Origin of the sequence: Bifidobacterium catulorum, assembly GCF_003129925.1 — a bacterium.
Classification (GTDB): domain Bacteria; phylum Actinomycetota; class Actinomycetes; order Actinomycetales; family Bifidobacteriaceae; genus Galliscardovia; species Galliscardovia catulorum.
In genome coordinates this window covers 43,726-66,336 of sequence record NZ_QFFN01000010.1, presented here as the reverse complement: position 1 = coordinate 66,336, position 22,611 = coordinate 43,726, and the positions used below count along the sequence as shown (strand labels likewise).

The window sequence follows — 22,611 nt, the reverse complement described above, 5'->3', positions numbered from 1 at the left end:
ATCAAGACCACCATCAAGATCGGCTACGGCTACCGCAACCTCGACAACCTCATCAGCCTCGTCATGCTCAAATGCGGAGGACTCGACCTACAACTCCCCGGACGCCAATAACCAGCAGGCCGGACCAGTGATCCACACCCACACAAACACCCGAAGAGCCGTATTTTTCGAGCCGCGACTGGATGACCATGAGGATCGAGGTGATGAGCAGGTACCAGAAGCAGGCCACGATGAGCAGCGGTATGGGCTTGTAGATGCGGTTGGCTATGGCGTTGGTGGCGAACTGCAGATCCAGCGTGAACGGCACTGCCAGCACCAGCGACGTGGTCTTGAGCATGCCGATGGTCTCGTTGCCGGTCGGCGGGATGATGATGCGCATGGCCTGCGGCAGGATGATGCGGCGCATGATGAGCGACCGGCGCATGCCGAGCGCCTCGGCGGCCTCGGCCTGACCCGGGTCTACGGCCTCAAGGCCGGCGCGCACGATCTCGGAGAGGTAGGCGGCCTCGTTGAGCGCCAGACCGATGACGGCGGCGCGGAACGCGGTGACGACGTTCTGCGAGTCGATGGACCAGAATTCGACAGATGTGAACGGGATGCCAAGACCCAGCCTGGGCACGAGCACGGAGAACAGGCCCCAGAACACCAGCTGGGTGTACACAGGGGTGCCGCGGAAGAACCAGATGAAGAACCAGCTCACGCCGCGTAGCACCGGATTGATGGATTTGCGCATGACGGCAAGGATGACGGCGAGCACGGTCGCGATGACCATGGAGAGCACGGTGATCCACAACGTCCAGCCGATGCCGGCGAGCACGTTTTCGTTGAAGAGGTATTTCCAGACGATGTTCCATTCGAAGCGCTCGTTGGTGACCATGCCGTAGATCAGCATGACCGCCAGGAACGCGACGATGACGCCGGCCACGACCGGCCCCGGGCGTCGTACGGGTAGGGCGTCGATCCGGTTGGGGATGTTCAGCCCGTCGGATTCGGTGTTCTTTGCTGCCATTGTCCTGCGGCTTTCTTCTCTTTCTTGCTACAACGGAATCATCCAAGACACTACCCGATGGGCCGTGTCTTGGATGACGATGGTTTCACATTACAAAAACATGCTCAGGATTCGACGCTGGGGTTGATCTCGGCCTTGTCGACGGCACCCGAGGAGACGCCCCATGTGTCGAGGATCTTCTTGTAGGTGCCGTCGTCCATGAGCTTCTGCACGGCCTTCTGCATCGCCTCGGCGGTCTTGGCGTCGCCCTTCTTGACGGCGATGGCCTCGGGCGTCACGCCGACGTCCTCGCCAAGGGCCTCAAGCGTGTCGCCGGTCTGCTTGATGGCGTAGCCGGCCACCGGGGTGTCGGCATAGAAGATGTCGGCCTTGCCGGAGGCGACGGCCGTGGTCACGTCGGTCTGCAGCTTGGACGACTGGATGTCGATGGCGCTCTTGCCGGAGGCCTTGCAGGCGTCGTTGGCCTTGTTGACCTCCTCCTCCTGCGTGGTGCCGGTCTGGACGGCCACCTTCTTGCCGCACAGGTCGGCGCTGTCGATCTTGTTGGGGTTGCCCTTCTTCACCACATACGTGGAGCCGGCCTTGAAGTAGGTGACGAAGTCGACGGCCTGGAGACGTTCCTTGGTGACGGTGAACGAGGAGATGCCGACGTCGTACTTGGAGCCGACGGACGGGATGATCGAATCGAAGGTGGCGGTGACGTTCTCGGCCTTGAGACCGAATTCCGCGGCCAGCGCCTTGGTGAGGTCGACGTCGAATCCGACCGGGGTCTTGCCGTCCTCGGCGAGGAACTCGGCCGGGGCGTAGGACGTATCGGTGCCGACCTTGAGCACGCCGTCGCTCTTGATGGAGTCGGGCAGCATGGCGGCGAGCTCGTCGTCCTTCTTGATGGAGCTGGTGTCGAAGCCCTGCGTTCCCGCGGACTTGGATGAGCCGTCGGAGGCGCCGGCGTCCGAGGAGTCCGAAGTGCCGCATGCGGCCATGGAGAACAGCGTGGCCGCGGCGAGCGTGGCCGCGGCGAACGCCTTGATGCGAGTCGTGAATGACATTGTCTGCTTCCTCTCGGGATTCGTTTCCTGATCCGTTACCTGAACGTAAGTTCACAATGTCACGAACACGTTACCAACCAAATATTCGTGGACACCAGCCAAACCGATGGCGCAAGGGGTGCGCACACGCGACTCCCCTCAGTCGCCGTCGGCGACAGCTCCCCTCACCGAGGGGAGCCGGAGGGAAGGAATACTGACGACGACGCCCCCACCCGAGGGGGAGCCGACCGCCAAGGCCCCATCCGATCGGCTCCCCCACGAATGGTGGGGGAGCTGGCCGCCGCAAGGCGGACTGAGGGGGCCACAAAAAGACGACGACAGAAGCAGACACTCCCCTCAGTCTCGCATACGCTCGACAGCTCCCCTCACGGAGGGGAGCCGGAGAGAGGGAACGCTGGCGACGACAGCCCCACCCGAAGGGGAGCCGGAAAGAGGGACGACCGTCAAGGCCCCATCCAATCGGCTCCCCCACGAATGGTGGGGGAGCTGGCCGCCGCAAGGCGGACTGAGGGGGCCGGAAAGGGCACCGCGCTACGCATCCACCTTGGGATTGACCTCGGGTTTGTCGATCATCACGTTCTCCACGCCCCATGTCTTCATAATCGCCTGATACGTTCCGTCGGCCATGAGCTTGTTCAACGCCGCCTCAACGGCCTTCACGGTCTGCGCGTCGCCCTTCTTCACCGCCACGCCCATGGGCTGCACGCCCTCGTTCTCGCCGAGGGTATCCAGCTGGCCGTCGGTCTGCGCCACCGCATATCCGGAGACCGGCGTATCGGCGTACATGAGATCCACACGGCCGGCGATCAGCGCCGTCGTCACGTCGGTCTGGTTGCGGTACGGCAGAATCTCGATGCGTTCCTCGCCGGCGGCCTTGCACGCGTCCTGCGCCTTGTACATCTCGGTCTCGGCCACGACGCCCACCTGCACGGCCACGCGCGTGCCGCACAGCCGCTTCGGGTCGGCGTGCGTGGGGTTTCCCTTGCGCACCGCGAAGGTGAGGCCGGCCTTGGCGTAGGTGACGAAGTCGACGGCGTCCATGCGCTCCCTGTTCACCGTGAACCCGGAGACGCCGATGTCGTATTTCGATCCCACGGACGGGATGATGGTGTCGAACGTGGCGTTCTCGATGTCGAGGTCGAGGCCGAACACCCTGGCGAGCGCCTTGTCCAGATCGATCTCATATCCGACTGGCGTCTTGCCGTCGGAGGCCAGGAACTCCGCGGGCGCATACGTCACGTTCACGCCGACGGAGAGCCTGCCGTCCTTCGTCACCGACTCGGGCAGCATGGCGGCGATCTTCTCATCCTTTTGGATATGGCTCACATCGTAGCTGCGGGCGATGTCGGGGTCGGCGTCGGTCCTGTCCGTGGTGCCGCATGCGGCGAGCGGCATAATCAGAACCGCCGCGACCAAAGCGGCGAGGAGGGTCTTCACGTTTCTCATATATGCCATGGTAAACGGAGAACGTCGTCTTAGTTAATGCCGCATGTTACGAAGCCGCATCGCGCGCTGGGCCTCGCGCTTGTCCTGGGCCTCGCGCAGCGCCTGGCGTTTGTCGTATTCGCGCTTGCCGCGCGCGAGGGCGATCTCGACCTTCACCCGGCCGTTCTTGAAATACAGGCTGAGCGGGACGATGGTGTATCCCTTGGCCTCGGTCTGCCGGGCGAGCTTGTCGATCTGCTGCGCGTGCAGCAGCAGTTTGCGTTTGCGCTTGGGCGCGTGGTTGGTCCATGTGCCGTTGAGATATTCGGGGATGTTGGCGTTTTCCAGCCAGATCTCTCCTCGCCGGTCGATGCTAACGAACGATTCGGCCAGCGAGGCGCGTCCCTCGCGCAACGATTTCACTTCCGTTCCCGACAATACGATGCCGGCTTCAAGACGGTCCTCGATCTCGTAGTCGTGCCGTGCCCTGCGGTTCACGGCGATGGGCTTGTCGCCCTGCTCCCTCTTGTCCTGCTTCGTCTGCTTGGCTGCCATACGGCCCTCCTCTCCTCTGTTGCGGGTGTGCTGCGTCGTCTCGGCATATGTCGTTTCGACGTATGCCGCTGTTTCACTCGTTCGGCCTCATGACGCGCCTGACGGGCTGCCCGATGTGCGCGTCCGCCGCGGGCCGGCTCCCGTCAATACTACCGTTACGGACGCCGCCACGAACGCAATGATGGCGGGAACCCCGATCGGGTTCCCGCCATCGGCGGACGATATGCGTCACATTCATGCGCTATGGATCTTGACGTCAAGAATCATGACGTCAAGAATCAGCGGATCAGTAGTGCACGAACTGGTGGGCGGAGGCGTCGTAGAGGGTGTCGTAGTGGACGTTGCCCTGCCAGATGGAACCGCCTTCGGATACCAGTACGGAACCGTCGGAGTTGATGCGCTCGACGACCGCCACATGGCCGTAGATCGGGCTGTGGCCGTTCTGTCCGGCGCGGAACACCATGACGGCGCCGACATGCGGCGTGTTGTTCACATAGTAGCCGAGGGCACGGGCGGAGTTGCCCCAGTCCTGGCCGTTGCCGAGGTAGGAGCCGACGGGCAGGCTCAGCTGGCCGCGGCGGATGTAGGCCCACCACGTGCACTGGCTCCATGGGTAGGCGTTGCCCACGTTGCCGGTCTGGTGGCCGTAGCAGTACGTGGATCCCTGCGGGCAGTTGCCGGGCACGGAGTAGTTCATGCCCGAAGGACGGCTGGACGAGTTGGTGTTCGTCGACGGCCGGCTGGTGTTGGTGCTGGGCCGGCTGGTGTTGGTGCTCGGCCGGCTCGTGTTCGTGGAGGGTCGGCTCGTGTTCGAGGAGCCGGTGGAGGGACGGGTGCTGCCCTGGGCGCCGCTGTTGGCGTTGATCTGCTGGGTGGAGGTCGGTTTGCTGGCGGCGGCGAGCTGCTGGTTGTACGAGTCGATCTGCGACTGCATCATCACGATCTGGGCGGCTTCCTTGGCCGTCGCCGACTTGAGCTGGCTCTGCTGGCTTTCGAGGTAGGCGCGCTGCTTGTCGCCCTGGTTGCGCAACGCGTTGAGCTGGTCGCTCTTGGCCTTGGCGTCGGCGGCGGCCTTCTTGGCGTCGGCGGCGTCGGACTCGGCCTGGGTCTTGAGGTCGGTGATCTGCTTCTCGATGGCCTCAAGACGCTGGCGGCGGTTCATCTGCGTGCTCTGCGCGTTGGCGGCGTCGTTCGCGGCGTTGGATTCCGAACGGCTGACCGCGGCGGACGACTGCATGGACTTGATGAAGTCGTCGGTGTCCTTGGAGCCGGTGACCATGCTCATCGTGTCGGAGGCCGCGGACCCGTGGAAGCTGTCGCGGGCCAGCTGGGCGACGGCGGCGTGCGCGTCGTCGTAGTCCTCGCCGGTCTCCTTGATCTTCTTCTCCAGATCGGACTTGTCCTTCTGCGCGGCCTCAAGACGTGCGGCGGCCGCATCGGCCTCGTCCTGCGCGGACTCGGCGTCGGAGCTGGCCTTCTCAGCCGCCTTGATGGCGGCGGGAATCTGCGTGTTCGTCAAATCGTCCAGTTCGATGATCTTCTGGGCCAGTGCGGAGTTCACGCCGCCGAGCTTCTGCTGCAGCGACTGCTTCTTGGCCTTGCTCTGCGCGAGCTGGCTGTATGACGGCACGGCGTTGGCCTGCTGCACGGGCGCGGCGAGACTCGCCAGCGCCACGGACATCGTCAGACCCACGCACGCGACGATGCCAACGGCCTTGACGCCCAAGGTGTTCGTGCCGGTACGCGACATGCTCATATCGTCTCCTTACGTTTCCGGACGGCCCCTCTTCCCCATCCGAAAGCCTTGCATGTTTGACTGTATTGTAAACGTTCACCCTGACGGCGAACGAACGATTACGCCTTGAGGTAACGACGCAGCGAGAACAGCGACGCGATGATGGACAGCACCACGGCACCCGCCACAAGCACCGGGGAGAACATGAGCACGGTGCCCATGCTGACGAACGGCATCCAGGTGACGGTGGTGGCCAGCCAGTTGGTGACGAACACCTCGACGATGGCGCCGAGGGCCACGCAGGAGAGCACCGAGCCGATGAACGAGGCGATGGCGCCTTCGAGGAGGAACGGCAGCTGGATGATCCAGTTGGACGCGCCCACCAGCCGCATGATCTCGGTCTCGTTCTTGCGCGAGGCCGCGGACATGCGGATCGTGGTGCCGGTGAGCATGATGGCCACGAGCACCATCACGGCGGCCAGCACCACGGTGACGACGGTGCCGCGGTTGAGCACGGCGAACACGGGGTCGAAGATCTGCCGCTGGTCCTGCACCTCCTCGACGCCCTTCTTGCCGGAAAGCACCTCGGAGACCTGCTGGTATTTCTCCGGATTGGTGAGCTTGAGCCTGAGCGACCCCTGCATGTCGTCCGCGGTCATGGTGCGTCCCTGGTACACGCCGCCCGGATACTGCTTGACGAACGTGTCCTTGTAGAACTGCTCCTTGCTCACATAGGTAATCTTGGAGACGTCGTTGTGCAGTTCGTCCTTGATGGTGTTCTGGATGTCGATGACCTCGTCGGTGGTCGGCGCCTTGCCGGAGGCGCAGTTCGCGGACTGGCTGGTGCCGTCCGGGCAGAGCCAGACGACGACCTCGACCTTGTCGTACCAGTCGCCCTTCGCCTTGGTGATCTGCGCCTGCATGAGCATCGACGCGCCGATGAACACGAACGAGATGAACGTGACGAGCATGACCGAAAGGATCATCGAGCCGTTGCGCTTGATGCTGGTCCACGTCTCCGAAAGCACAAAGCGGAATCTCATCGGTCATTCTCCTTCTTCACGGTCTTGTCGGTGTCTCGTGCGCCGCGGCGCGGCGGCGCGGGCGGGGCCGGAGGCTCCGGAGCGGCGGCGCCGGAGTCCACGGCGGTGCCGGAATCCACAGCGGGCTCGGCGAGGTCAACGGAGTTCGGCGCCTTGAACCTGGAATCGTCGTCGGCCGTCTTGGAGCCCTTGGCGTCGCCGCCGTTCCTCGCGGACCGGTTCTTCGCGGAATCCAGGGAGATGCCCTTGCCCCACGTGAGCGTGTCCTCCACGGAAACGAAGGTCTCCCCGTACCGGCCCTTGCGGCCCGAGTGCACGGAGCCGGCGAGACGGGCTATGCCCTCGTCACCCGCGCCGGCGTTGTGCACGGCTTCGGCAGCGGCGATGACGCCGGCGGTCGGCGAGGCGTCGCCGGCCCCGTCGGCACGGACCAGATCGGCCTGCCGCGCGGCGTCCGAGGCCACGCCGATCGCCTGCTGGGCGCGCGCCTCCACCTCCGCGTCGGGGAAGTAGGTGGCGGAATCATAGGAGCCCTGGCGCTCGTCGCGCACGATCTTGCCGTTGTGCAGCTCGACCACGCGTTTGCGCATGGAGTTGACAATCTCCTCGTTGTGCGTGGCCATGACCACGGTGGTGCCGGTGCGGTTGATGGCCTCCAGCACCTCCATGATGCCCACGGACGTGGTGGGGTCGAGGTTGCCTGTGGGCTCGTCGGCCAGCAGGATGCGCGGATGGTTCACATAGGCGCGGGCGATGGCCACACGCTGCGCCTCGCCACCGGAGAGCTCATGCGGCAGACGGTCCTCCTTGCCGGTCAGCCCCACGGTCTGCAGCACCTGCGGCACCAGCGACTTGATGGTGGACCGCCGCGTGCCGATGACCTCCAGCGCGAAGGCCACGTTCTGCCACACCGTCTTGTTGGCGAGCAGCTTGTAGTCCTGGAACACGAATCCTATGCCGCGGCGGTACTGCGGCACCTGCCGGGCGGGAAGCCTCCGCAGGTCGCTGCCGGCCACGCGGATCTCGCCCTCGGTGGCCTGCTCCTCGCGCAGCAGCAGGCTCAGCAGCGTGGTCTTGCCGGACCCGGAGGCGCCCACGAGGAACACGAACTCGCCGCGGTCGATGTCGAGCGTGATGTCGTCCAATGCGGGACGCGACCCCCGCGGATAGATCTTGGTGACGTCCTCAAGCGAAATCAATGCCATTGCTTACCCCTTCACGGTCATGCGATTGCGTGGTTCCCGATCCGTAATCCGTTGCGCGACGCGCCTATTCGGCGTTCTTCGCGGCCTCGCGGCGCTGCTGGTGCCGCCAGCGGATGCCGGCGTCGATGAACTCGTCGATCTCGCCGTCGAACACGGCCTGGGTCTGCGACGTCTCGTAGCCTGTGCGCAGATCCTTGACCATCTGGTACGGGTGCAGCACGTAGGAGCGCATCTGGTCACCCCAGCTGGCCTTGATGTCTCCGGCGAGCTCCTTCTTCTTCTTGGCCTCCTCCTCATGCTTGAGCACGAGCAGTCGGGACTGGAGCACCTGCATGGCGGCCGCGCGGTTCTGGATCTGCGAGCGCTCGTCCTGCATGGTCACGACGATGCCGGTGGGAAGGTGGGTCAGTCGCACGGCGGAGTACGTGGTGTTCACGCCCTGGCCGCCGGGGCCGGAGGAGCAGTAGGTGTCCACGCGCAGGTCGGTGTCGGGGATGTCGATATGGTCGGTGGCCTCGACCAGCGGCACCACCTCGACGGCGGCGAAGCTGGTCTGACGGCGTCCCTGGTTGTCGAACGGGCTGATGCGCACGAGACGGTGCGTGCCGCCCTCGACGGAAAGCTTGCCGTAGGCGTACGGCTCGTCGATCTGGAACGTGGCCGACTTGATGCCGGCCTCCTCGGCGTAGGACGTGTCCATGACCTTGTGCTTGTAGCCGTGGCGTTCCGCCCAGCGCAGATACATGCGCAGCAGCATCTGTGCCCAGTCGGCCGCGTCGACGCCGCCAGCGCCGGAACGGATGGTGATCACGGCGGCGCGTTCGTCGTATTCGCCGTCGAGCAGGGTCTGGATCTCGATGTCGGAAAGGTCCTTGTCGAGATTCCCCACCTCATCCTGGGCCTCGGCGAGGGTGTCGGCGTCGTCCTCCTCGCGGCCGAGTTCGACGAGCGTCTCCACGTCGTCGATGCGGCTGCCGGCCGATTCGATGCGCTTGAGCTGCGATTCCGCGGCCGAAAGACGGCTCGTCACCTTCTGCGCGTTCTCGGGGTCGTCCCACAGCCCGGGGGCGCTGGCCTCCTGTTCAAGCTCCTTGATCTGCGTCCTGAGGGCGTCGAGATCGACGGCGCCGGCGATGGTGTCGTACTTCGATCGCAGTGCGCCGATCGCCTGCGAGAAATCAAATTCTGCCATTGTTGCTTACCTTACAAATCGTATGTCGTATCGTGTGCCGTGTCCGGCCGGGCTTGTGCCGCCCGACGGCCGTCTGCATCGGTCACCGTACTCGTCGGCCGTCATGTCGTTCGAATGCGATGCGACGACGAATCGAATACGGATGGTGGAAAAGACATCGTCCGCACGCCGGCCCCGGCGTGCGTCATGGGACGACGGCCGGGTCAAAGACCCGCGTACAACGCCGGAACGACCAGGCTGACGAGCATGCCGACGGCGACGACGATGCACACCGCCCGCGCCACGAGGCGACGGCGGCGTTCACGCTGCTCACGTTCCTTCCGGTATTCATTCACAAGGCGTCATTGTAACGGCTGCCCCTCACAAAATCCCATGGACGTTTCGCCCTCGGCTATCTCGGGTGGGATTTATTGTGGACAACGGCGGATCGATGACCGCCGGATGCGGCCCGTTCGGCATATCCCCGAACGAAACGGCACATACGAGACGGCACATACGAACCGACATATATACCAATATATATGCGCAGCAAGGAGCAGACATATGACTGAATCACGTACGGCATGGGGTTGGGGCCTGGCAAGCGTGGACGCGGCCGGCAACACCCTGGACGTGTGGTATCCGACCCTGACGCTCGGCGTCGCACCGGCCGAGGGACACCGTCCGCAGCATGACTTCGGCGCACTCGAACACGTGGAGGCCGACGCCCGTGGCGTGCGCCGCCTGCCCGTGTTCACCGTCTCGCACATCGACGACCCGATCGTGGACGCGGCCGACGCCTACCTGCGCCTGCACCTCATGAGCATGCGCCTCGCCAAGCCGAACACGCTGAACCTCGACGGCATCTTCGGCAAGCTCAACAACGTCGTGTGGACGAACTACGGGCCGTTCGCCGTGGAGGACTTCGCACTGCGCAAGCTCGACGTGCTCAAGGCCGCGTCCGCCGCCCCGTATCCGGCCGTGGACGTCAACGTGCTGTCCGTCGACAAGTTCCCGCGCATGATCGACTACGTGGTGCCGTCCGGCGTGCGCATCGGCAACGCCGACCGCATCCGCCTCGGCGCCCACCTGGCCGAAGGCACCACCGTCATGCACGAGGGCTTCGTGAACTTCAACGCCGGCACGCTCGGCACCTCCATGGTCGAAGGCCGCATCTCCCAGGGCGTGGTCGTCGGCGACGGCTCCGACATCGGCGGCGCGGCCTCCATCATGGGCACGCTCTCCGGCGGCGGCAAGCTGCGCAACTCCATCGGCAAGCACTCACTGCTCGGCGCCAACGCCGGCATCGGCATCTCCCTCGGCGACAACTGCGTGGTCGAAGCCGGCCTGTACGTGACCGCAGGCACCAAGGTGACGATCTACGACAAGGCCAAGGTCGCGGCCGGCGAACCGCTTGAGGTCGTCAAGGGCAAGGATCTCAGCGGCAAGGACAACATCATGTTCATCCGCAATTCCGTTACCGGTGCCGTTGAAGCCCGTACCCGCAAGGTGGGCATCGAACTCAACGCCGCATTGCACAAGAACTAAGGCCTCAACAACACCGGTAACCGTGCGCGGCCTTAGCGGCCGCTCCCCTCGCAGGAACGAATCCCGGCGGGACCTCCACCCAACAGGCTCCCCTCCCCGAGGGGAGCTGTCAGACGAAGTCTGACTGAGGGGAGAACCCCACAAAACGGAAAAGCCCCGGATGGAGTGTCATCGGCGTTGCGGAAAACTTGACGTATTGGAATACGCCTTCGTTTTCCACGCCTTGACGACACACGCATCCGCACGACCCTTCCCACACCAAGACCCCCACCCAACAGGCTGAATCCCGGCGGGACCTCCACCCAACAGGCTCCCCTCCCCGAGGGGAGCTGTCAGACGAAGTCTGACTGAGGGGAGAACCCCGCCACACCCGGTATTCCAGAAAAGATCCAGATGACCGATTCCGGCCCATGTGGTGCCATCCGGTGATTTCCTACAGCAGTTTGGCCAGCTCATACACCTCATCCGACTGCGCGGCCACTTCGGGGCTGTGCGTGACGATGATCACGCACCTGCCCTCGTCGTGGGCCAGCGAACGGAAGATCGCCATGATGTCGTTCTGTGTGCCAAGGTCGAGGTTGCCGGTCGGTTCGTCGGCGAGGATGATCGACGGGTCGTAGCTCAATGCGCGCGCGATGGCCACACGCTGCTGTTCGCCGCCCGAAAGATGCAGTATGCGTTCGTCGGCGTATTCGGGGCGCAGCCGCACTTTTGCGATGAGCTCCTTGGCGATCTGCGTTTTCGGACGGTCGAACGTCTTGCCGGATGCGTCCATCGACAGGATGATGTTTTCGGCGACGGTGAGCGCCGGCAGCAGGTTGAAGCTTTGGAAGATCACGCCGATGTCGTGGCTGCGGTACCGGTACCGGTCCGTTTTGGCGAGGTCGTTGCCATGGTAGAGCACGCGGCCTTCGGTGGGGACGGCCAGTCCGGACAGCCGCGACAGCAGCGTGGTCTTGCCGGCGCCGGACGGGCCGGTGAGGGCGGGGACCATGCCGGGCTGGAAGTCGTGGCTTCTGCCGTCCAGCACCTTCTTGCCGCCTTTGGTGTAGGAGTATGACACGCGGTCGAGTCGCAGCGCGGGGATGGTCGCGGCGGGGTTCTCGGCTGCGGATGCGGCCGCCGATGGTTCGTTCGCGATGGTTGCATTGGTCATGATGGCTCTTTTCTATGGGGTTTCGGGGGAAGGTCAGGAACGGTCGGCGAGGATCTGCAGCGGCTCGTAGCGCATGACGAATATGATGCCGACGAGCGCGGAGACGAGCGTGAGCCCCAGGCCGATGAGTATCAGCTGGCCTATGACCTTGAAGTTCACGGTGGCGTTGATGGAGCTGACGTAGTCCACGGCCCGGCTCATGCCGCCGCGCATGCCGCCCGGCTCGTTCGGGGCGGCGTTGGCGCCGGTCGATCCGGAACCGTTCGACGACCCGCTCGAATCATTGGAACCCGAGGATTCGCCCTGCTGCGAGGTCTGACCCGGCGCTCCCCCGCCCATGTCGGCGCCGCGTCCGAACTGCGCCTGCTGGCTGGCGGCCTCGGTCTGCTGTGCGGAGACCTGGGAGGCGAGCAGCTGGTTGGAGACCGGCACCGATGCCGCGGCGCCGCCGGCCACGCCGAGCGCGATGCCGCACATGGTCACGATCAGCAGTTCGATGGCGAACTGCGCGGCCACCTTCACCTTGTTCACGCCGATGGCGGTGAGCACGCCGACCTCGTATTTGCGTTCGCGGATGTTGAACAGGTTGAGCACGATGAGCACGACGGCGCCGACCACGAGCACCACGACGAGCAGCGTGAGCGCGAATTTGGCGAGGTTGTCGAGGGGCACGAGGCTGGCCTCGTAGTTCTCCACGTCGGAGGACTGCACGGTGTGGGTGTCGTCGAGTCCGGCCTTCTTGACGTCGGAGGCGAAGGTCTCGTAGTCGTCGGCGTTGTCGAGCACGTAGGTGTAGCTCAGCTGCGTGGAGGTGTCGTCGTCATCGTCGGCCGCGGTGGTCGTGGAGTCGAGGCCGAGTGATTTCAGTGTGGAGACGGAGGTGTAGATGGCGTTGTCGGCGTCCTGCGAGGTGCCGCCCATCGGTCCTGCGGAGTCGGTGTTGCTCGACGTCGTGTTTTCGTAGATGCCGCCGATGGTGAGCTTGTAGGTCTTCGACGTGTCGTTCGGGTTGGTCACGGTGATGGTGTCGCCGACCTTGAGGTCGTTGAAGTCGGCGAGCGCCTTGGAGATGATGACCTTGCCGTTGTCGTCCGTTCCGTAGCCGAACACCTTGCCGGAGGTCATGGTGAAGGTGCCGTTCTTCGCTGCGGCGACGGCCTTGTCGGAGGAGAATCCGGTGAGGGTGAAGTCGCCGGACGTCATGCCTTGCATGCCGCCTTGGTCGCCTCCGGGGCCTCCGCGGCCGGGGTCCTGCTGCGTTGACCCTTCGGAGCCGGACGACGAGGAGCCAGACGACGAGGACGACGACGAGGACGACGACGAACCGGAGTTCGCGGAGTTCGACGTCGTGCTTTCCACCGGCTGGAACGAGTCGGTGCCGGAGACGCCGGTGCTTTCGGAATAGTATGTGCCGACGTTCACGCTGGACGCCTTGGCGTATTTCTCGTAGTCGGCGAGCGTGAGGCTGCTGTTCTCCATGGCTTCGCGCATGGCGTCGAAGTCGGGTTTGGAATCCGATGAGGAGGAGGACGAGGACGACGAGGACGACGAGGACGACGATTTCGCCTGTTCCATGAGTTTGCTGCGGTCGACGCCGATGGTCGCGGTCACGCTGGTGGAGGCGAGGCCGGTCTCGCGCGCGTTGTCCGCGGCGTTGCGTATGGCGAGACCGACGGTCGCCGCCGCGGCGATGATGGCGACGATGAGGATGATGAGGATGTTGCGCCCTTTGTTCCGTATGACGGTCTTCCAGGCGTTCTTCAGCACGAACATGATGGTCCTTTTGTTCGATGTGGGCAAGGGCAAGCCCCTGGCACGTGCCGCGATTGGGCCATGCTCGGGGCTCTGCCCCCACTATGCGGCGGCGACTTGGCCGCCGCCTTGCGCAGCGCTGGAAAAGCCCGGCGACCTTCCGGACACCGGGCTGTTCGTTTCCTGAACGTCTGCTGAGAGGGATGCGACGGGATGCCGAGGCAGCTATTGCCGCGCCGGGTCGGGTTCCACGTGGTCGAGGACGTCGATGCCGCCGCCCGGCCAGTAGGTGAGCAGGATGGGTCTGCCCGGCTCGCCGATGATGCGTTCGGCGGCGTCCTTGTCGGACCAGTCGCAGGTGACGGTCAGGGTGTGGCCGTCCTGGGTGGTGAACGAGAAGTCGGCGTAGTCGTTGCTGCCGTGGTCGTCGTATTCCGTACGCATTTCCACGCTTTCGTATTGTGCGGGCACGGTCCGCGGGCCGACGGCGAGGCCGGTGAGGCCGCTGAACGCCATGATGACGCCGGCCAATAGCGGTATGCCGAATCCGTAGAGGTGGAAGCCGCGGTTGTGGGAGAGGATCTTTCTCATACTGGGTTCGTCGATGTCCTCGCTGGCCCCGACCTGTCGCAGCAGCCGGCCCTTGACCGCCATGTGTACCAGTATCCATGCCGCGATGCCCAGCGGTGCCAGCCCCATCATCGAATCCTTGATGACGCCTTGGATGCCGAACGGCGACAACGAGCCGTACAACGCCAGGGAGCCGATGATGATGACGGCCACCGCCACGACGGTCGCGTAGGTGAGCGGCCTGAATCTGCTTTTCTGCCGGGCGACCAGCGTCTCCGCGTCGGCGGTGCGGCGCTGCATGGCGCCCGATCGTTGCGGCATGGTGTCCTGCGACGCCGTCAGGGGGTCGAGTTCCAGCGATTGCCAGGTCTGCGGACGTTCATACCATGTCATGATCACGTGCGTGCCGTGGCGTCGTGCCGCCTGGCGCAGCACGGGGTCGTTCATGGCTTCGGTGGGAAGCGTGTCGAAGACGACCGTGCTGCCGTTGTCGAGGCGGAAGCGGTATTGCGTGCTCACGCTCACGACCGTGCCGTCGTCGTCATCGTCGTCATCGTCGCTCGACGCATGATGCTCGGTCTCGCGGTATTCGTCGACCGTGGCGTATGCGGTCCTCGGGCCGTTCTTCAGCGCGGTCGCGCACAGAAGCGCAGTGCGGCCGTTGCGGTATATCGCATACAGGCACCCTGCGACGACCGCCGTGTTGAAGATGGCGTCCCAGGGCACGCGAACATCCGTCACCAGCGCCTTTCCCGCGAAATACAATATGGCCGCCGCGATGGCCAGACCGATGACGGCGATGATCGTTTTTCTGATAAGCGTCTTCATACGTCGGCCCCTCGTCCTCGCGTCTTCCGTCGTCTCCATTATCGATGACGGACGATGCCGCGGACGGGGGCGACGTCATACGAAGGCCGCGAATTCGGCCGTCGTTCATTATCAATTCATCTTTGGTTCATATGACGCCGGCGGATGACGATGCTGCCGGGAATCCGAATCATCCACGATGCGTCGGATCGCGTCGCGCACCGCGGCGCCGTCGCTTGGCGTGCCGAACGCGCGGTGCAGGGTGAACCCCTCGATCATGGCGTCGAGCAGGCGGGCGGTCACGGGGTCGAAGAACCGTTCCAGCCGGGCGCGGCTCGCCGCCATCCACCGTTCGCTGATGTCCCGGTAGGCGGGGTCTCGGGCGGCGAGCGTATACAGTTCCAGATTGATGATGACGTCGCGCCGGGTGTTCATCAGGTCGCCTTCGATATGCGCGGCGATGGCCTCGCACGCCCCGTCGCGGTCGGTCACCGACGCCATGCGTCCGGCGAACATGTCGATGGCCTCCTGCGCGAACCGGTCGAACGCCTGATGCAGCAGATCGTCCATGCCGTCGAAATGGTAGGTCATCGATCCGAGCGGCACCCCCGCCCGGGCGGCGACCGCCCGGTGGGAGGTGCCTGCGACTCCGCGTTCGGCGATGACGTCAAGACATGCCGAGATGATGCGCTGCCGGCGTTCCGGATCGTTCCGCCGGGACCTGCGTGGGACGCCGCCCGTCGCCGACTGCCGTGATGCTGCCATGCCCGCAATTGTACCTGCATCCGCGGGCATGGCGGCCATCGTCATCGGATCATTCGGGGCTCTTCAGGGCGCCGACCATGTCGATGCGGTCGAGGGACCGGTTGGTGGCGAGCTCCACGAGCAGCGCGAACACGAAGGCCAGCGCGGCGGCGGCCGCATAGCAGTACCAGGCCACGTTCGGCACGATGTTCATGCCGGGAAGGTCGAGCTGGCCCAGCAGGAAGCCGAGCAGTCCGCGCCCGCATGGCAGGCCGATCGCGATGCCTATCGCACACAGCAGCAGCATCTCCTTGTTCACGTAGCCGTGCACCTCGCGGCGGCGGAAGCCCAGCACCTTGATGGTGGCGAGTTCGCGTTCGCGTTCGGAGATGTTCGTGCTGGCGAGCGTGTAGAGCACCACCACCGCCAGAATCGCGGCCATGACCACGATGAACCCGATCATCACAAAGAAGACGGCGAAGCTCTTGGCGAAGTCGCGCTGCTGTTTGGCGGTGCTGGTCACGGACAGGTATTCGTCCTGTTCGGCCAGCTTGTCGGCAAACGCGATCCGCGCCTCGTCGTCGCCGTCGACCTTGAGGAGATCGGCGTTGAGCGAGAGCTCATCGGCGTCATCGCCGAACGTGTGGTCGTAGGCGTCTTCGGTCATCACCACGATATTGCCCGTATAGTATTGGGCCACGCCGGTGACGGCGACGTCCGCGGAGTCCATCATGGCGTCGGCGAGGTTCACCGTGCCGCCGGCTTCGAGGCCGAGCTCCTCCGCCGCGTTGGCGGTCACCACGGCGGCCGCCTTCGACGAGTCATCCAGGCTGATGGGGGTGCCGTCCTCGGTGTGCAGGTCGAGGTAGCCGTCGAGTGATTCGCCATCCGGGACGACCATGAGCTGCACGGTGAGCTTCGTATCCGTGTCGGCGGCGGTCAGCGTCGCGCTTTCGATATGCAACGGCAGCGCGGATTTGACGTCGGGATCGTCGTCGAGACGTTTCTGCACGGTGTCGTGGTCGGCGGGCTTGGTCAGGGCCATGACGTCGTAGGTCGCCACTTCGTTGAACTGCCTGGGCATGAGCGTCAACGCGGAGTTGCCCATGCCGAATCCGGCGGTCATCAGCGCGGTGCAGCCGAGCACGCCGACGATCACCATGAGCGCACGGCTCTTGTAGCGGAACAGGTTGCGTGCGGTCACCTTGCCAAGGAACGAAAGATGGTTCCATACGAATCCGACGCGCTGCAGCAGGATGGTCCGTCCGGCCTTGGGCGCCTTGGGACGCATGAGTTCGGCGGGGTTGAGCCGCAGAGAGCCGGTGCAGACGACCATCGCGCATCCCACGATGAGCACGAGGAACAGCAGGATGCCGCCGATGCCGATGGTCCAGTCGATGATGAGCGGATACGTCGGTATGACGTACAGCAGGTGAAGCATGCGTTTGGTGAACACGAACGGCAGGCCGAGCAGGCCGATGAGGTCACCGATCACTCCGCCGACGAGCACGGCGGCCGACGAGTAGACGAGGTATTTGAGCATGGTCTCATGCCGCGTGTAGCCGAGGGCCTTGTAGGTGCCGATGAGCTGGCGGTCCTCCTCCACCATGCGGGTGACGGCGGTGAGGCTCACCAGGATCGCGATGACGAGGAACAGGATGGGGAACAGTTTGCCCAGTCGGCCGATCATCTCGCCTTCGGTCTTCACGTCGGCGTAGCTGGTGAGGGCGTTGCGGTCGCGGATGACCCATTTCGCGGTCGGCATGTCGGCCAGTTTCTCGTCGAGCCGGGACTGCGCCTCGGCGAGCTTCTCCTCGGCCTGCGTCTTCATCGGAAGTCCGTCCGGCATGGCCTCGACGAGCTTGCGCTGTTCGGCGAGCTTCTCCTCGACGGGTTTGCGTGCGGCGTCCTTCACCGTGTCGGTGCGGGCCTGTTCGCGTTCGGACCGGATGGCTTCGATGTTCTTCTGCGCATCGGCGACGAGGTCCAGATATTCGTCGCCATAGGTGTTCAGCGATGCCGCGCCCTTCACAGTGACGACGGCCGATGTGTAGGGAGCGTCGGCGTCGGAGACGGCGTCGCCGTCGACGAACATCGGATACACGGTCTTCGCGCCGGAGACCAGCGCCAGTGGGCCGGAGGGGTTCACGATGTCGTTCGGGTCGATGACCGTGCCGACGATGGTGTAGTCGCCGTCGGCGAACGTACCGGACTCCGATTCATCGGAATCCGATTCGGAGGAGGATGACGTCGCCGATCCGTCCGGCGAGAACGTCATGGCGTCGCCGATGCGTTTGCCGCTGTCGGCAAGGTATTGTCCGGTGACGGCGATCTCATGTGCGGCGGAGGGCAATCGGCCGTCGGTCAGATATGGTTCGTCGATGGTCCGGTCGGCCAATGCGGTGACGGTCGCGGACGCGCGGCGGCCGTCAATCTTGGTGGTCACGCTCTGCGAGCGCAGTCCGGCCGCGTCGGCCACGCCCTCCACGCCTCGCAGTGCCGTGATGTCGTCATCGTCGAAGCCGAGGGTGGATGCGATGCTGATGTCGTGCATCGATGCGTCGTCGAAGAATTCGTCGAGTCCGGCGCGAAGGTCGGTGCTGATCGACGACAATGCGCCCATCATCATCACGCCGACCGCGCAGATCACGGCGATGGCCGCGAATCGGCGGCCGTTGCCGGAGATCGCCCTCCAGGCGTCCTTCCACAGCGCGGTGCGCGTGCCGCCGCGTTTTGTGCGATGCTGTGCCATGGTCACTCCCCTACCATTCGATGTCGGCGATGGGCGTCGGATTCGGGTTGGCGTCGATCTCGGTGACCTTGCCGGAGCGGAACCGGATCAGGCGGTCGCCCATGGGCGCGAGCGCGGAGTTGTGGGTCACGAGCGCCACGGTGATGCCGCGCTGACGGCAGGCGTCCTGCAGGAGCTGGAGGATCTGCTTGCCGGTGGCGTAGTCGAGCGCACCGGTCGGCTCGTCGCACAGCAACAGCTTCGGGTTCTTGGCGATCGCGCGGGCGATGGCCACACGCTGCTGTTCGCCGCCGGACAGCTGTGCCGGGAAGTTGCCGAGACGTTCGCCGAGGCCGACCTTGTCGAGGGTCTCCCTGGCGTCGAGCGCGTCGGGGCAGATCTGGCTGGCGAGCTCCACGTTCTCTAGGGCGGTGAGGTTGGGCACGAGGTTGTAGAACTGGAACACGAAGCCCACGTCGAAGCGCCGGTAGTCGGTGAGCTGCGCCTCGGTGGCCTTGGTGAGGTCTGTGCCGTCGAGCGTGACGCTGCCGGATGTGGCGCGGTCCATGCCGCCGAGGATGTTCAGCGCCGTGGATTTTCCGGCGCCGGATGCGCCGAGGATGACGGCGAGTTCGCCCTGTTCGATGTCGAAGGTCGCGTGGTCCAGGGCCAGTACCGCGGATTCCCCGCTGCCGTACTGCCGGACCACATCATGGAATTCAAGGAATGTCATGGTATCGCCTCGTTGTTCTTCGTTTCTTCATTGTCGATGTCGATTTTATTCAACAAACTGTCGAATAAAATCGACAACATCGGCTGATCCGTAGGTTTTTCCGGAGACGTCTCACCGATGCACGCCATCCGACCACACGGGCGGGCACCCCTGAGGAACCCGCCCGACACCGCGTTCTCGCCGAATGCTATTCCGCGGCCTCCCTGGCCTTGTGCCGACCAAGGGGCATGAGCCCGGCGAGGACGAAGACCGCCAATCCCACGCACAGGATGACGAGCATCGGCTCGCTGCCGGCGTTCCACCAGCCCTCACCGCCATAGAGCACCGCACGCACGCCTTCGCCGATGAACCGCTGCGGCACCCACCCATAGATCCAGTCGTGCCAGAACGCCGGCAGCAGCTCGGACGGGAACAGGCCACTGGTCATGCCGAGCCCCATGCCGAGCACGCCGCACAGGATGCCGAGCGGACGGCCGATGTTCATCAGTCCGAGCAGCACGCTCATCAGCGCGAAGCTGGCGAACCACAGGAACACGACCATCGAGCCGGAAAGCCAGCCCGAGCCGAGCATGGCGAAGATGCAGTCGGCACCGAGCGCCACGCCCAGCGACCACACCAACGCCGCGCCGAGCTGCATGCCGAACGTCGCCCAACGTTGCGTACGGCTGTCGTACGAAGTGCGGGCGAACTGCATCGCACACAGCAGCGATACGATCAGAGACATCAGGTAGGTGGGCATGATGAGCACGTTCTGCCCCATCATGGCGGCGGTGGGCAGGGAGCTGTTCGTCGCGACGTCGCCTTCATGGAGCGTGGTGGTCTTCACGGTGGCGCCGGTCTTCCCCAGCATCGCCGGCAGACTCTGCTTGAGCAGGTTCGCCAGCATTGGACTCTTGGCGTTGTCGACGGTCAGTTCGATGGTCGGCGCAACGGAGGCGGAGGACGCGGAGTCCGACGTCGCCCCGGACTGCTGCGCCGCCGCCTGCTGCATGGCCTTCTGCACGGCGGCCTGCACCGCCTTCTGCGCGGCCTCGCCGGTCAGCCCCTTCTGCCGGGCCTGCATCTGCGCCTGGGTCTGCGCCGTCATCATGGCCTGCGCCAACGCGGTCGCCGATTCCATGCTCTTCTTGGCCTCGGTCTGCTTGACGGCGACCTGCTTGGCGGTGAAGTCCTTCGGGATCACGATGGCGGCATAGTATTCATGGTTGTCGAACCCGCGGTCGATGTCGTCGCGCGAGTGCACCTCATGCCATGCGATCGCCGGATCATCATCGGAATCCGATGCGGCGGAGGTCATCTTGTCGACGAGCGTGTCGCCGATGTTGGTCGTCTTGCCCTGGACCTCGGACCCTTTGTCGAGCGAGAGGATGGCGACGGGCACGTTCTTCATATTGGCGTTCATCATCGGATAGAACATCAGCGCCATGAGGCATGATACGGCGGCGATGGCCACCAGCGGCAGCAGGTATCGCGCGTATCGACGGATATTCGATTGCATGGTTCCCTTCTTTCCTTGCATTGGTCGAGTTCATGCGTACAATGAGCTTATTCATCATCGTGTTGAATAAAAATCCTCAATATTAGACATCTTGTAGGATTTATGGACCGGACGGGAGGAAGACAATGCCACGACCGAAGGCGGCGGAGCAGCCGGCGCCGCAGAAAATGCAGGAGGCGTTCTGGAAGCTGTTGGAACGCAAGCCGTACACCAAGATCACGGTGAGCGACATCACCCGGGAAAGCGGCCTCAACCGCACGGCGTTCTACTACCACTACACCAACATCGCAGAACTGGCCGAGGACGCCATCGCCGCCATCTATCAGGACCAGGGGATCATCACCTTCATCACCCGGCTGTTCCAGCAGCACGACGACATCGACCTGCGCGACGAATACACGCGGTTCGTCGACGGCCCGCAGCATCTCGTCAGCGTGCGGCGGATAACGCTCATCACCGGGCCGCACGGCTCCACCAGCCTGACGAAGCAGCTCAGGGACTTCATCATCGACATCTGGCTCGACCTGATCGGACTCGACCGCAACAGGCTCAACCCGGCGCAATGGCTCATCATGGAATTCGCCTCCAACGGCATCCTCGGCGTGATATCCAACGCAGCCACGCTGTTCAACCCGGAAGGCGCCCGATGGATCGCGAAGACCCATCTGCCGGAGACCGTCTCGCACCTCATCAATTCGATGACGACGATAACCGACAACGACAACGACAACGACAACGACAACGACAACGACAACGGCAACGGCAACGGCAACGATAGGATAGTCGCACCGACGCGGCCGATGCGGAACCCCTCCGCCGCGGGACGTGCGACACAACGGACGGCCATGACGGAGTAGATTGGTCTGTACGTCAACGTCATGTCGAACGGAGGAGGGGCCATGTCATCGGTCATCGTCATGTTCTCGCGCGCCGACGAGAACTACGAGGTCGGCTACGTCTACGAGGGCAACACCGCGAAGGTGGCGGACGCCATCGCCGAAGCCACCGGCGCGCCCGTCATCGAGATCCGGCCGGAGATTCCCTATCCGCCGACCTACAGCGACACCGTGGACCGGGTCAAGGAGGAGATGGCCGAAGGCGTGAAGGCGAAGATCGTCGTCGAATTCGCCAACGAGAACACCGACGAGAACACCGACGGCGGGCGTCACGGCGGCCCGACGCGCGGCACCACCGCGGAATCGGGCGTCGACGCAGTGTTCGACGCCGCGGACACGGTGTATCTCGGCTACCCCATCTGGTGCGGGGAGATGCCGTTGGAGGTCGAGACGTTCATCGCCGACCACGACTGGCATGGCAAGACCATCCTGCCGTTCATCACGCACGGCGGCAGCGGCTTCAAGGAGACGCCCGCCCGCATAGCCGCCCTGACCGGCGCGACCGTGCTGCCGGGTCTGGCGATCCCCGGCACCGACGCGCAATGCCGTCCCGACGCCGTCGAACGCGCCGTGGCCGACTGGCTGGACCCGACGCGCTAGAACCCGATCGGCGGCCTCTCGGCCAACGCATGGTGCGTCACCATGGTTGCGACTTGTAGTTCGTCGCCTGCGCCATCACCTTGTCGAACACTTCCTCGTTCCATTCCGGCGGATAGCCGTTCTGGTACAGCAGAACAGTCAGATCCATGTCGAGTGCGCTTGCGGCTGATATGCATGAACCGGTTTTCGCGGTCCTTCAGCGACTCTTGTCATGATCGTGGGCACATTTTGGGCATGTTCTATGAGTGCCCCTTCCCGATGGCGACTTCCATCGGCGACGCTCCGGATTCCGCCTGCGTTTCTCTTCAAGCCATCTCCGTATCGTCATAGCATGTGAATATACATGCTTTTCGACATGGAGGTTTTACATGGCGCAATTGATGG

20 protein-coding genes are annotated in these 22,611 nt (G+C 64.3%); 3 read left to right on the top strand and 17 right to left on the bottom strand.

Translation table 11 applies throughout. From position 1 onward, the window contains the following. Positions 1-67 precede the first annotated feature (67 nt). From DF200_RS05275 to DF200_RS11225, 9 genes are all read right to left on the bottom strand, one after another. Positions 68-1,009, bottom strand: a complete 942-nt coding sequence (locus DF200_RS05275) for an amino acid ABC transporter permease (protein WP_109137233.1) — start codon at positions 1,007-1,009, stop codon at positions 68-70. A gap of 104 nt (positions 1,010-1,113) precedes the next feature. Next, positions 1,114-2,058: an ABC transporter substrate-binding protein gene (locus DF200_RS05270; RefSeq protein ID WP_109137232.1), complete on the bottom strand. Its 945-nt coding sequence runs from the start codon at positions 2,056-2,058 to the stop codon at positions 1,114-1,116. Between the two features lie 531 nt (positions 2,059-2,589). Continuing rightward, entirely contained in the window at positions 2,590-3,504 is a 915-nt protein-coding gene (locus DF200_RS05265; RefSeq protein WP_439098317.1) for an ABC transporter substrate-binding protein, read from the bottom strand. A 33-nt stretch (positions 3,505-3,537) separates the two neighbouring features. Continuing rightward, a complete protein-coding gene (smpB, locus tag DF200_RS05260; RefSeq protein ID WP_109137230.1) occupies positions 3,538-4,038 on the bottom strand; it encodes an SsrA-binding protein SmpB in 501 nt (166 codons plus the stop codon). Positions 4,039-4,324: 286 nt separating this feature from the next. After that, a complete protein-coding gene (locus tag DF200_RS05255) occupies positions 4,325-5,794 on the bottom strand; it encodes a CHAP domain-containing protein (RefSeq protein WP_241520134.1) in 1,470 nt (489 codons plus the stop codon). Between the two features lie 98 nt (positions 5,795-5,892). Then, a complete protein-coding gene (gene ftsX / locus DF200_RS05250) occupies positions 5,893-6,816 on the bottom strand; it encodes a permease-like cell division protein FtsX (protein WP_109137229.1) in 924 nt (307 codons plus the stop codon). Beyond that, on the bottom strand, positions 6,813-8,021 hold the full coding sequence (ftsE, locus tag DF200_RS05245) for a cell division ATP-binding protein FtsE (RefSeq protein WP_109137228.1): 1,209 nt from the start codon (positions 8,019-8,021) through the stop codon (positions 6,813-6,815). Before ftsE ends, ftsX begins: the two co-directional genes overlap by 4 nt. Before the next feature lie 64 nt (positions 8,022-8,085). Further along, entirely contained in the window at positions 8,086-9,213 is a 1,128-nt protein-coding gene (gene prfB / locus DF200_RS05240) for a peptide chain release factor 2 (protein ID WP_109137227.1), read from the bottom strand. A gap of 203 nt (positions 9,214-9,416) precedes the next feature. Beyond that, the gene (locus DF200_RS11225; protein ID WP_277725022.1) at positions 9,417-9,548 is read right to left on the bottom strand and encodes a hypothetical protein; all 132 of its coding nucleotides are present in this window, start codon (positions 9,546-9,548) and stop codon (positions 9,417-9,419) included. 208 nt (positions 9,549-9,756) lie between these two features. Here DF200_RS11225 and dapD point away from each other — a divergent pair, with 208 nt between their 5' ends. Then, the gene (gene dapD, locus DF200_RS05235; RefSeq protein ID WP_109137226.1) at positions 9,757-10,740 is read left to right on the top strand and encodes a 2,3,4,5-tetrahydropyridine-2,6-dicarboxylate N-succinyltransferase; all 984 of its coding nucleotides are present in this window, start codon (positions 9,757-9,759) and stop codon (positions 10,738-10,740) included. A gap of 433 nt (positions 10,741-11,173) precedes the next feature. Here dapD and DF200_RS05230 read toward each other — a convergent pair whose 3' ends face one another. The 7 genes from DF200_RS05230 to DF200_RS05200 all read right to left on the bottom strand — a co-directional run bounded on the left by DF200_RS05230 (position 11,174) and on the right by DF200_RS05200 (position 20,731). Then, the gene (locus DF200_RS05230) at positions 11,174-11,896 is read right to left on the bottom strand and encodes an ABC transporter ATP-binding protein (protein WP_109137225.1); all 723 of its coding nucleotides are present in this window, start codon (positions 11,894-11,896) and stop codon (positions 11,174-11,176) included. Between the two features lie 33 nt (positions 11,897-11,929). Next, a complete protein-coding gene (locus DF200_RS05225; protein ID WP_109137224.1) occupies positions 11,930-13,669 on the bottom strand; it encodes an FtsX-like permease family protein in 1,740 nt (579 codons plus the stop codon). Positions 13,670-13,873: 204 nt separating this feature from the next. Beyond that, a complete protein-coding gene (locus tag DF200_RS05220) occupies positions 13,874-15,046 on the bottom strand; it encodes a hypothetical protein (protein WP_109137223.1) in 1,173 nt (390 codons plus the stop codon). Positions 15,047-15,157: 111 nt separating this feature from the next. Then, a complete protein-coding gene (locus DF200_RS05215; RefSeq protein WP_109137241.1) occupies positions 15,158-15,790 on the bottom strand; it encodes a TetR/AcrR family transcriptional regulator in 633 nt (210 codons plus the stop codon). A 49-nt stretch (positions 15,791-15,839) separates the two neighbouring features. Next, positions 15,840-18,521, bottom strand: coding sequence for an ABC transporter permease (locus tag DF200_RS05210; protein ID WP_146192018.1), 2,682 nt, complete (start codon positions 18,519-18,521; stop codon positions 15,840-15,842). Positions 18,522-18,531: 10 nt separating this feature from the next. Next, positions 18,532-19,233: an ABC transporter ATP-binding protein gene (locus tag DF200_RS05205; RefSeq protein ID WP_109137221.1), complete on the bottom strand. Its 702-nt coding sequence runs from the start codon at positions 19,231-19,233 to the stop codon at positions 18,532-18,534. Between the two features lie 187 nt (positions 19,234-19,420). Then, the gene (locus DF200_RS05200) at positions 19,421-20,731 is read right to left on the bottom strand and encodes an ABC transporter permease (protein WP_158275784.1); all 1,311 of its coding nucleotides are present in this window, start codon (positions 20,729-20,731) and stop codon (positions 19,421-19,423) included. Between the two features lie 125 nt (positions 20,732-20,856). On the opposite strand from DF200_RS05200, the gene DF200_RS05195 reads away from it, so the two are divergent. Together DF200_RS05195 and DF200_RS05190 are read left to right on the top strand one after the other, a co-directional pair. Continuing rightward, positions 20,857-21,588, top strand: coding sequence for a TetR/AcrR family transcriptional regulator (locus tag DF200_RS05195; RefSeq protein WP_109137219.1), 732 nt, complete (start codon positions 20,857-20,859; stop codon positions 21,586-21,588). 42 nt (positions 21,589-21,630) lie between these two features. After that, positions 21,631-22,227: a flavodoxin gene (locus DF200_RS05190; RefSeq protein ID WP_241520133.1), complete on the top strand. Its 597-nt coding sequence runs from the start codon at positions 21,631-21,633 to the stop codon at positions 22,225-22,227. 37 nt (positions 22,228-22,264) lie between these two features. Here DF200_RS05190 and DF200_RS05185 read toward each other — a convergent pair whose 3' ends face one another. Further along, a complete protein-coding gene (locus DF200_RS05185) occupies positions 22,265-22,375 on the bottom strand; it encodes a DUF3387 domain-containing protein (protein WP_109137217.1) in 111 nt (36 codons plus the stop codon). Between the last annotated feature and the right edge of the window lie 236 nt (positions 22,376-22,611).

Coding starts and splice junctions, on each gene's coding strand:
- DF200_RS05275 (WP_109137233.1), bottom strand. CDS start 1,009: ATGGCAGCAAAGAACACCGAATCCGACGGGCTGAACATCCCCAACCGG.
- DF200_RS05270 (WP_109137232.1), bottom strand. CDS start 2,058: ATGTCATTCACGACTCGCATCAAGGCGTTCGCCGCGGCCACGCTCGCC.
- DF200_RS05265 (WP_439098317.1), bottom strand. CDS start 3,504: ATGAGAAACGTGAAGACCCTCCTCGCCGCTTTGGTCGCGGCGGTTCTG.
- smpB (WP_109137230.1), bottom strand. CDS start 4,038: ATGGCAGCCAAGCAGACGAAGCAGGACAAGAGGGAGCAGGGCGACAAG.
- DF200_RS05255 (WP_241520134.1), bottom strand. CDS start 5,794: ATGAGCATGTCGCGTACCGGCACGAACACCTTGGGCGTCAAGGCCGTT.
- ftsX (WP_109137229.1), bottom strand. CDS start 6,816: ATGAGATTCCGCTTTGTGCTTTCGGAGACGTGGACCAGCATCAAGCGC.
- ftsE (WP_109137228.1), bottom strand. CDS start 8,021: ATGGCATTGATTTCGCTTGAGGACGTCACCAAGATCTATCCGCGGGGG.
- prfB (WP_109137227.1), bottom strand. CDS start 9,213: ATGGCAGAATTTGATTTCTCGCAGGCGATCGGCGCACTGCGATCGAAG.
- dapD (WP_109137226.1), top strand. CDS start 9,757: ATGACTGAATCACGTACGGCATGGGGTTGGGGCCTGGCAAGCGTGGAC.
- DF200_RS05230 (WP_109137225.1), bottom strand. CDS start 11,896: ATGACCAATGCAACCATCGCGAACGAACCATCGGCGGCCGCATCCGCA.
- DF200_RS05225 (WP_109137224.1), bottom strand. CDS start 13,669: ATGTTCGTGCTGAAGAACGCCTGGAAGACCGTCATACGGAACAAAGGG.
- DF200_RS05220 (WP_109137223.1), bottom strand. CDS start 15,046: ATGAAGACGCTTATCAGAAAAACGATCATCGCCGTCATCGGTCTGGCC.
- DF200_RS05215 (WP_109137241.1), bottom strand. CDS start 15,790: ATGGCAGCATCACGGCAGTCGGCGACGGGCGGCGTCCCACGCAGGTCC.
- DF200_RS05210 (WP_146192018.1), bottom strand. CDS start 18,521: ATGGCACAGCATCGCACAAAACGCGGCGGCACGCGCACCGCGCTGTGG.
- DF200_RS05205 (WP_109137221.1), bottom strand. CDS start 19,233: ATGACATTCCTTGAATTCCATGATGTGGTCCGGCAGTACGGCAGCGGG.
- DF200_RS05200 (WP_158275784.1), bottom strand. CDS start 20,731: ATGCAATCGAATATCCGTCGATACGCGCGATACCTGCTGCCGCTGGTG.
- DF200_RS05195 (WP_109137219.1), top strand. CDS start 20,857: ATGCCACGACCGAAGGCGGCGGAGCAGCCGGCGCCGCAGAAAATGCAG.
- DF200_RS05190 (WP_241520133.1), top strand. CDS start 21,631: ATGTCATCGGTCATCGTCATGTTCTCGCGCGCCGACGAGAACTACGAG.
- DF200_RS05185 (WP_109137217.1), bottom strand. CDS start 22,375: ATGGATCTGACTGTTCTGCTGTACCAGAACGGCTATCCGCCGGAATGG.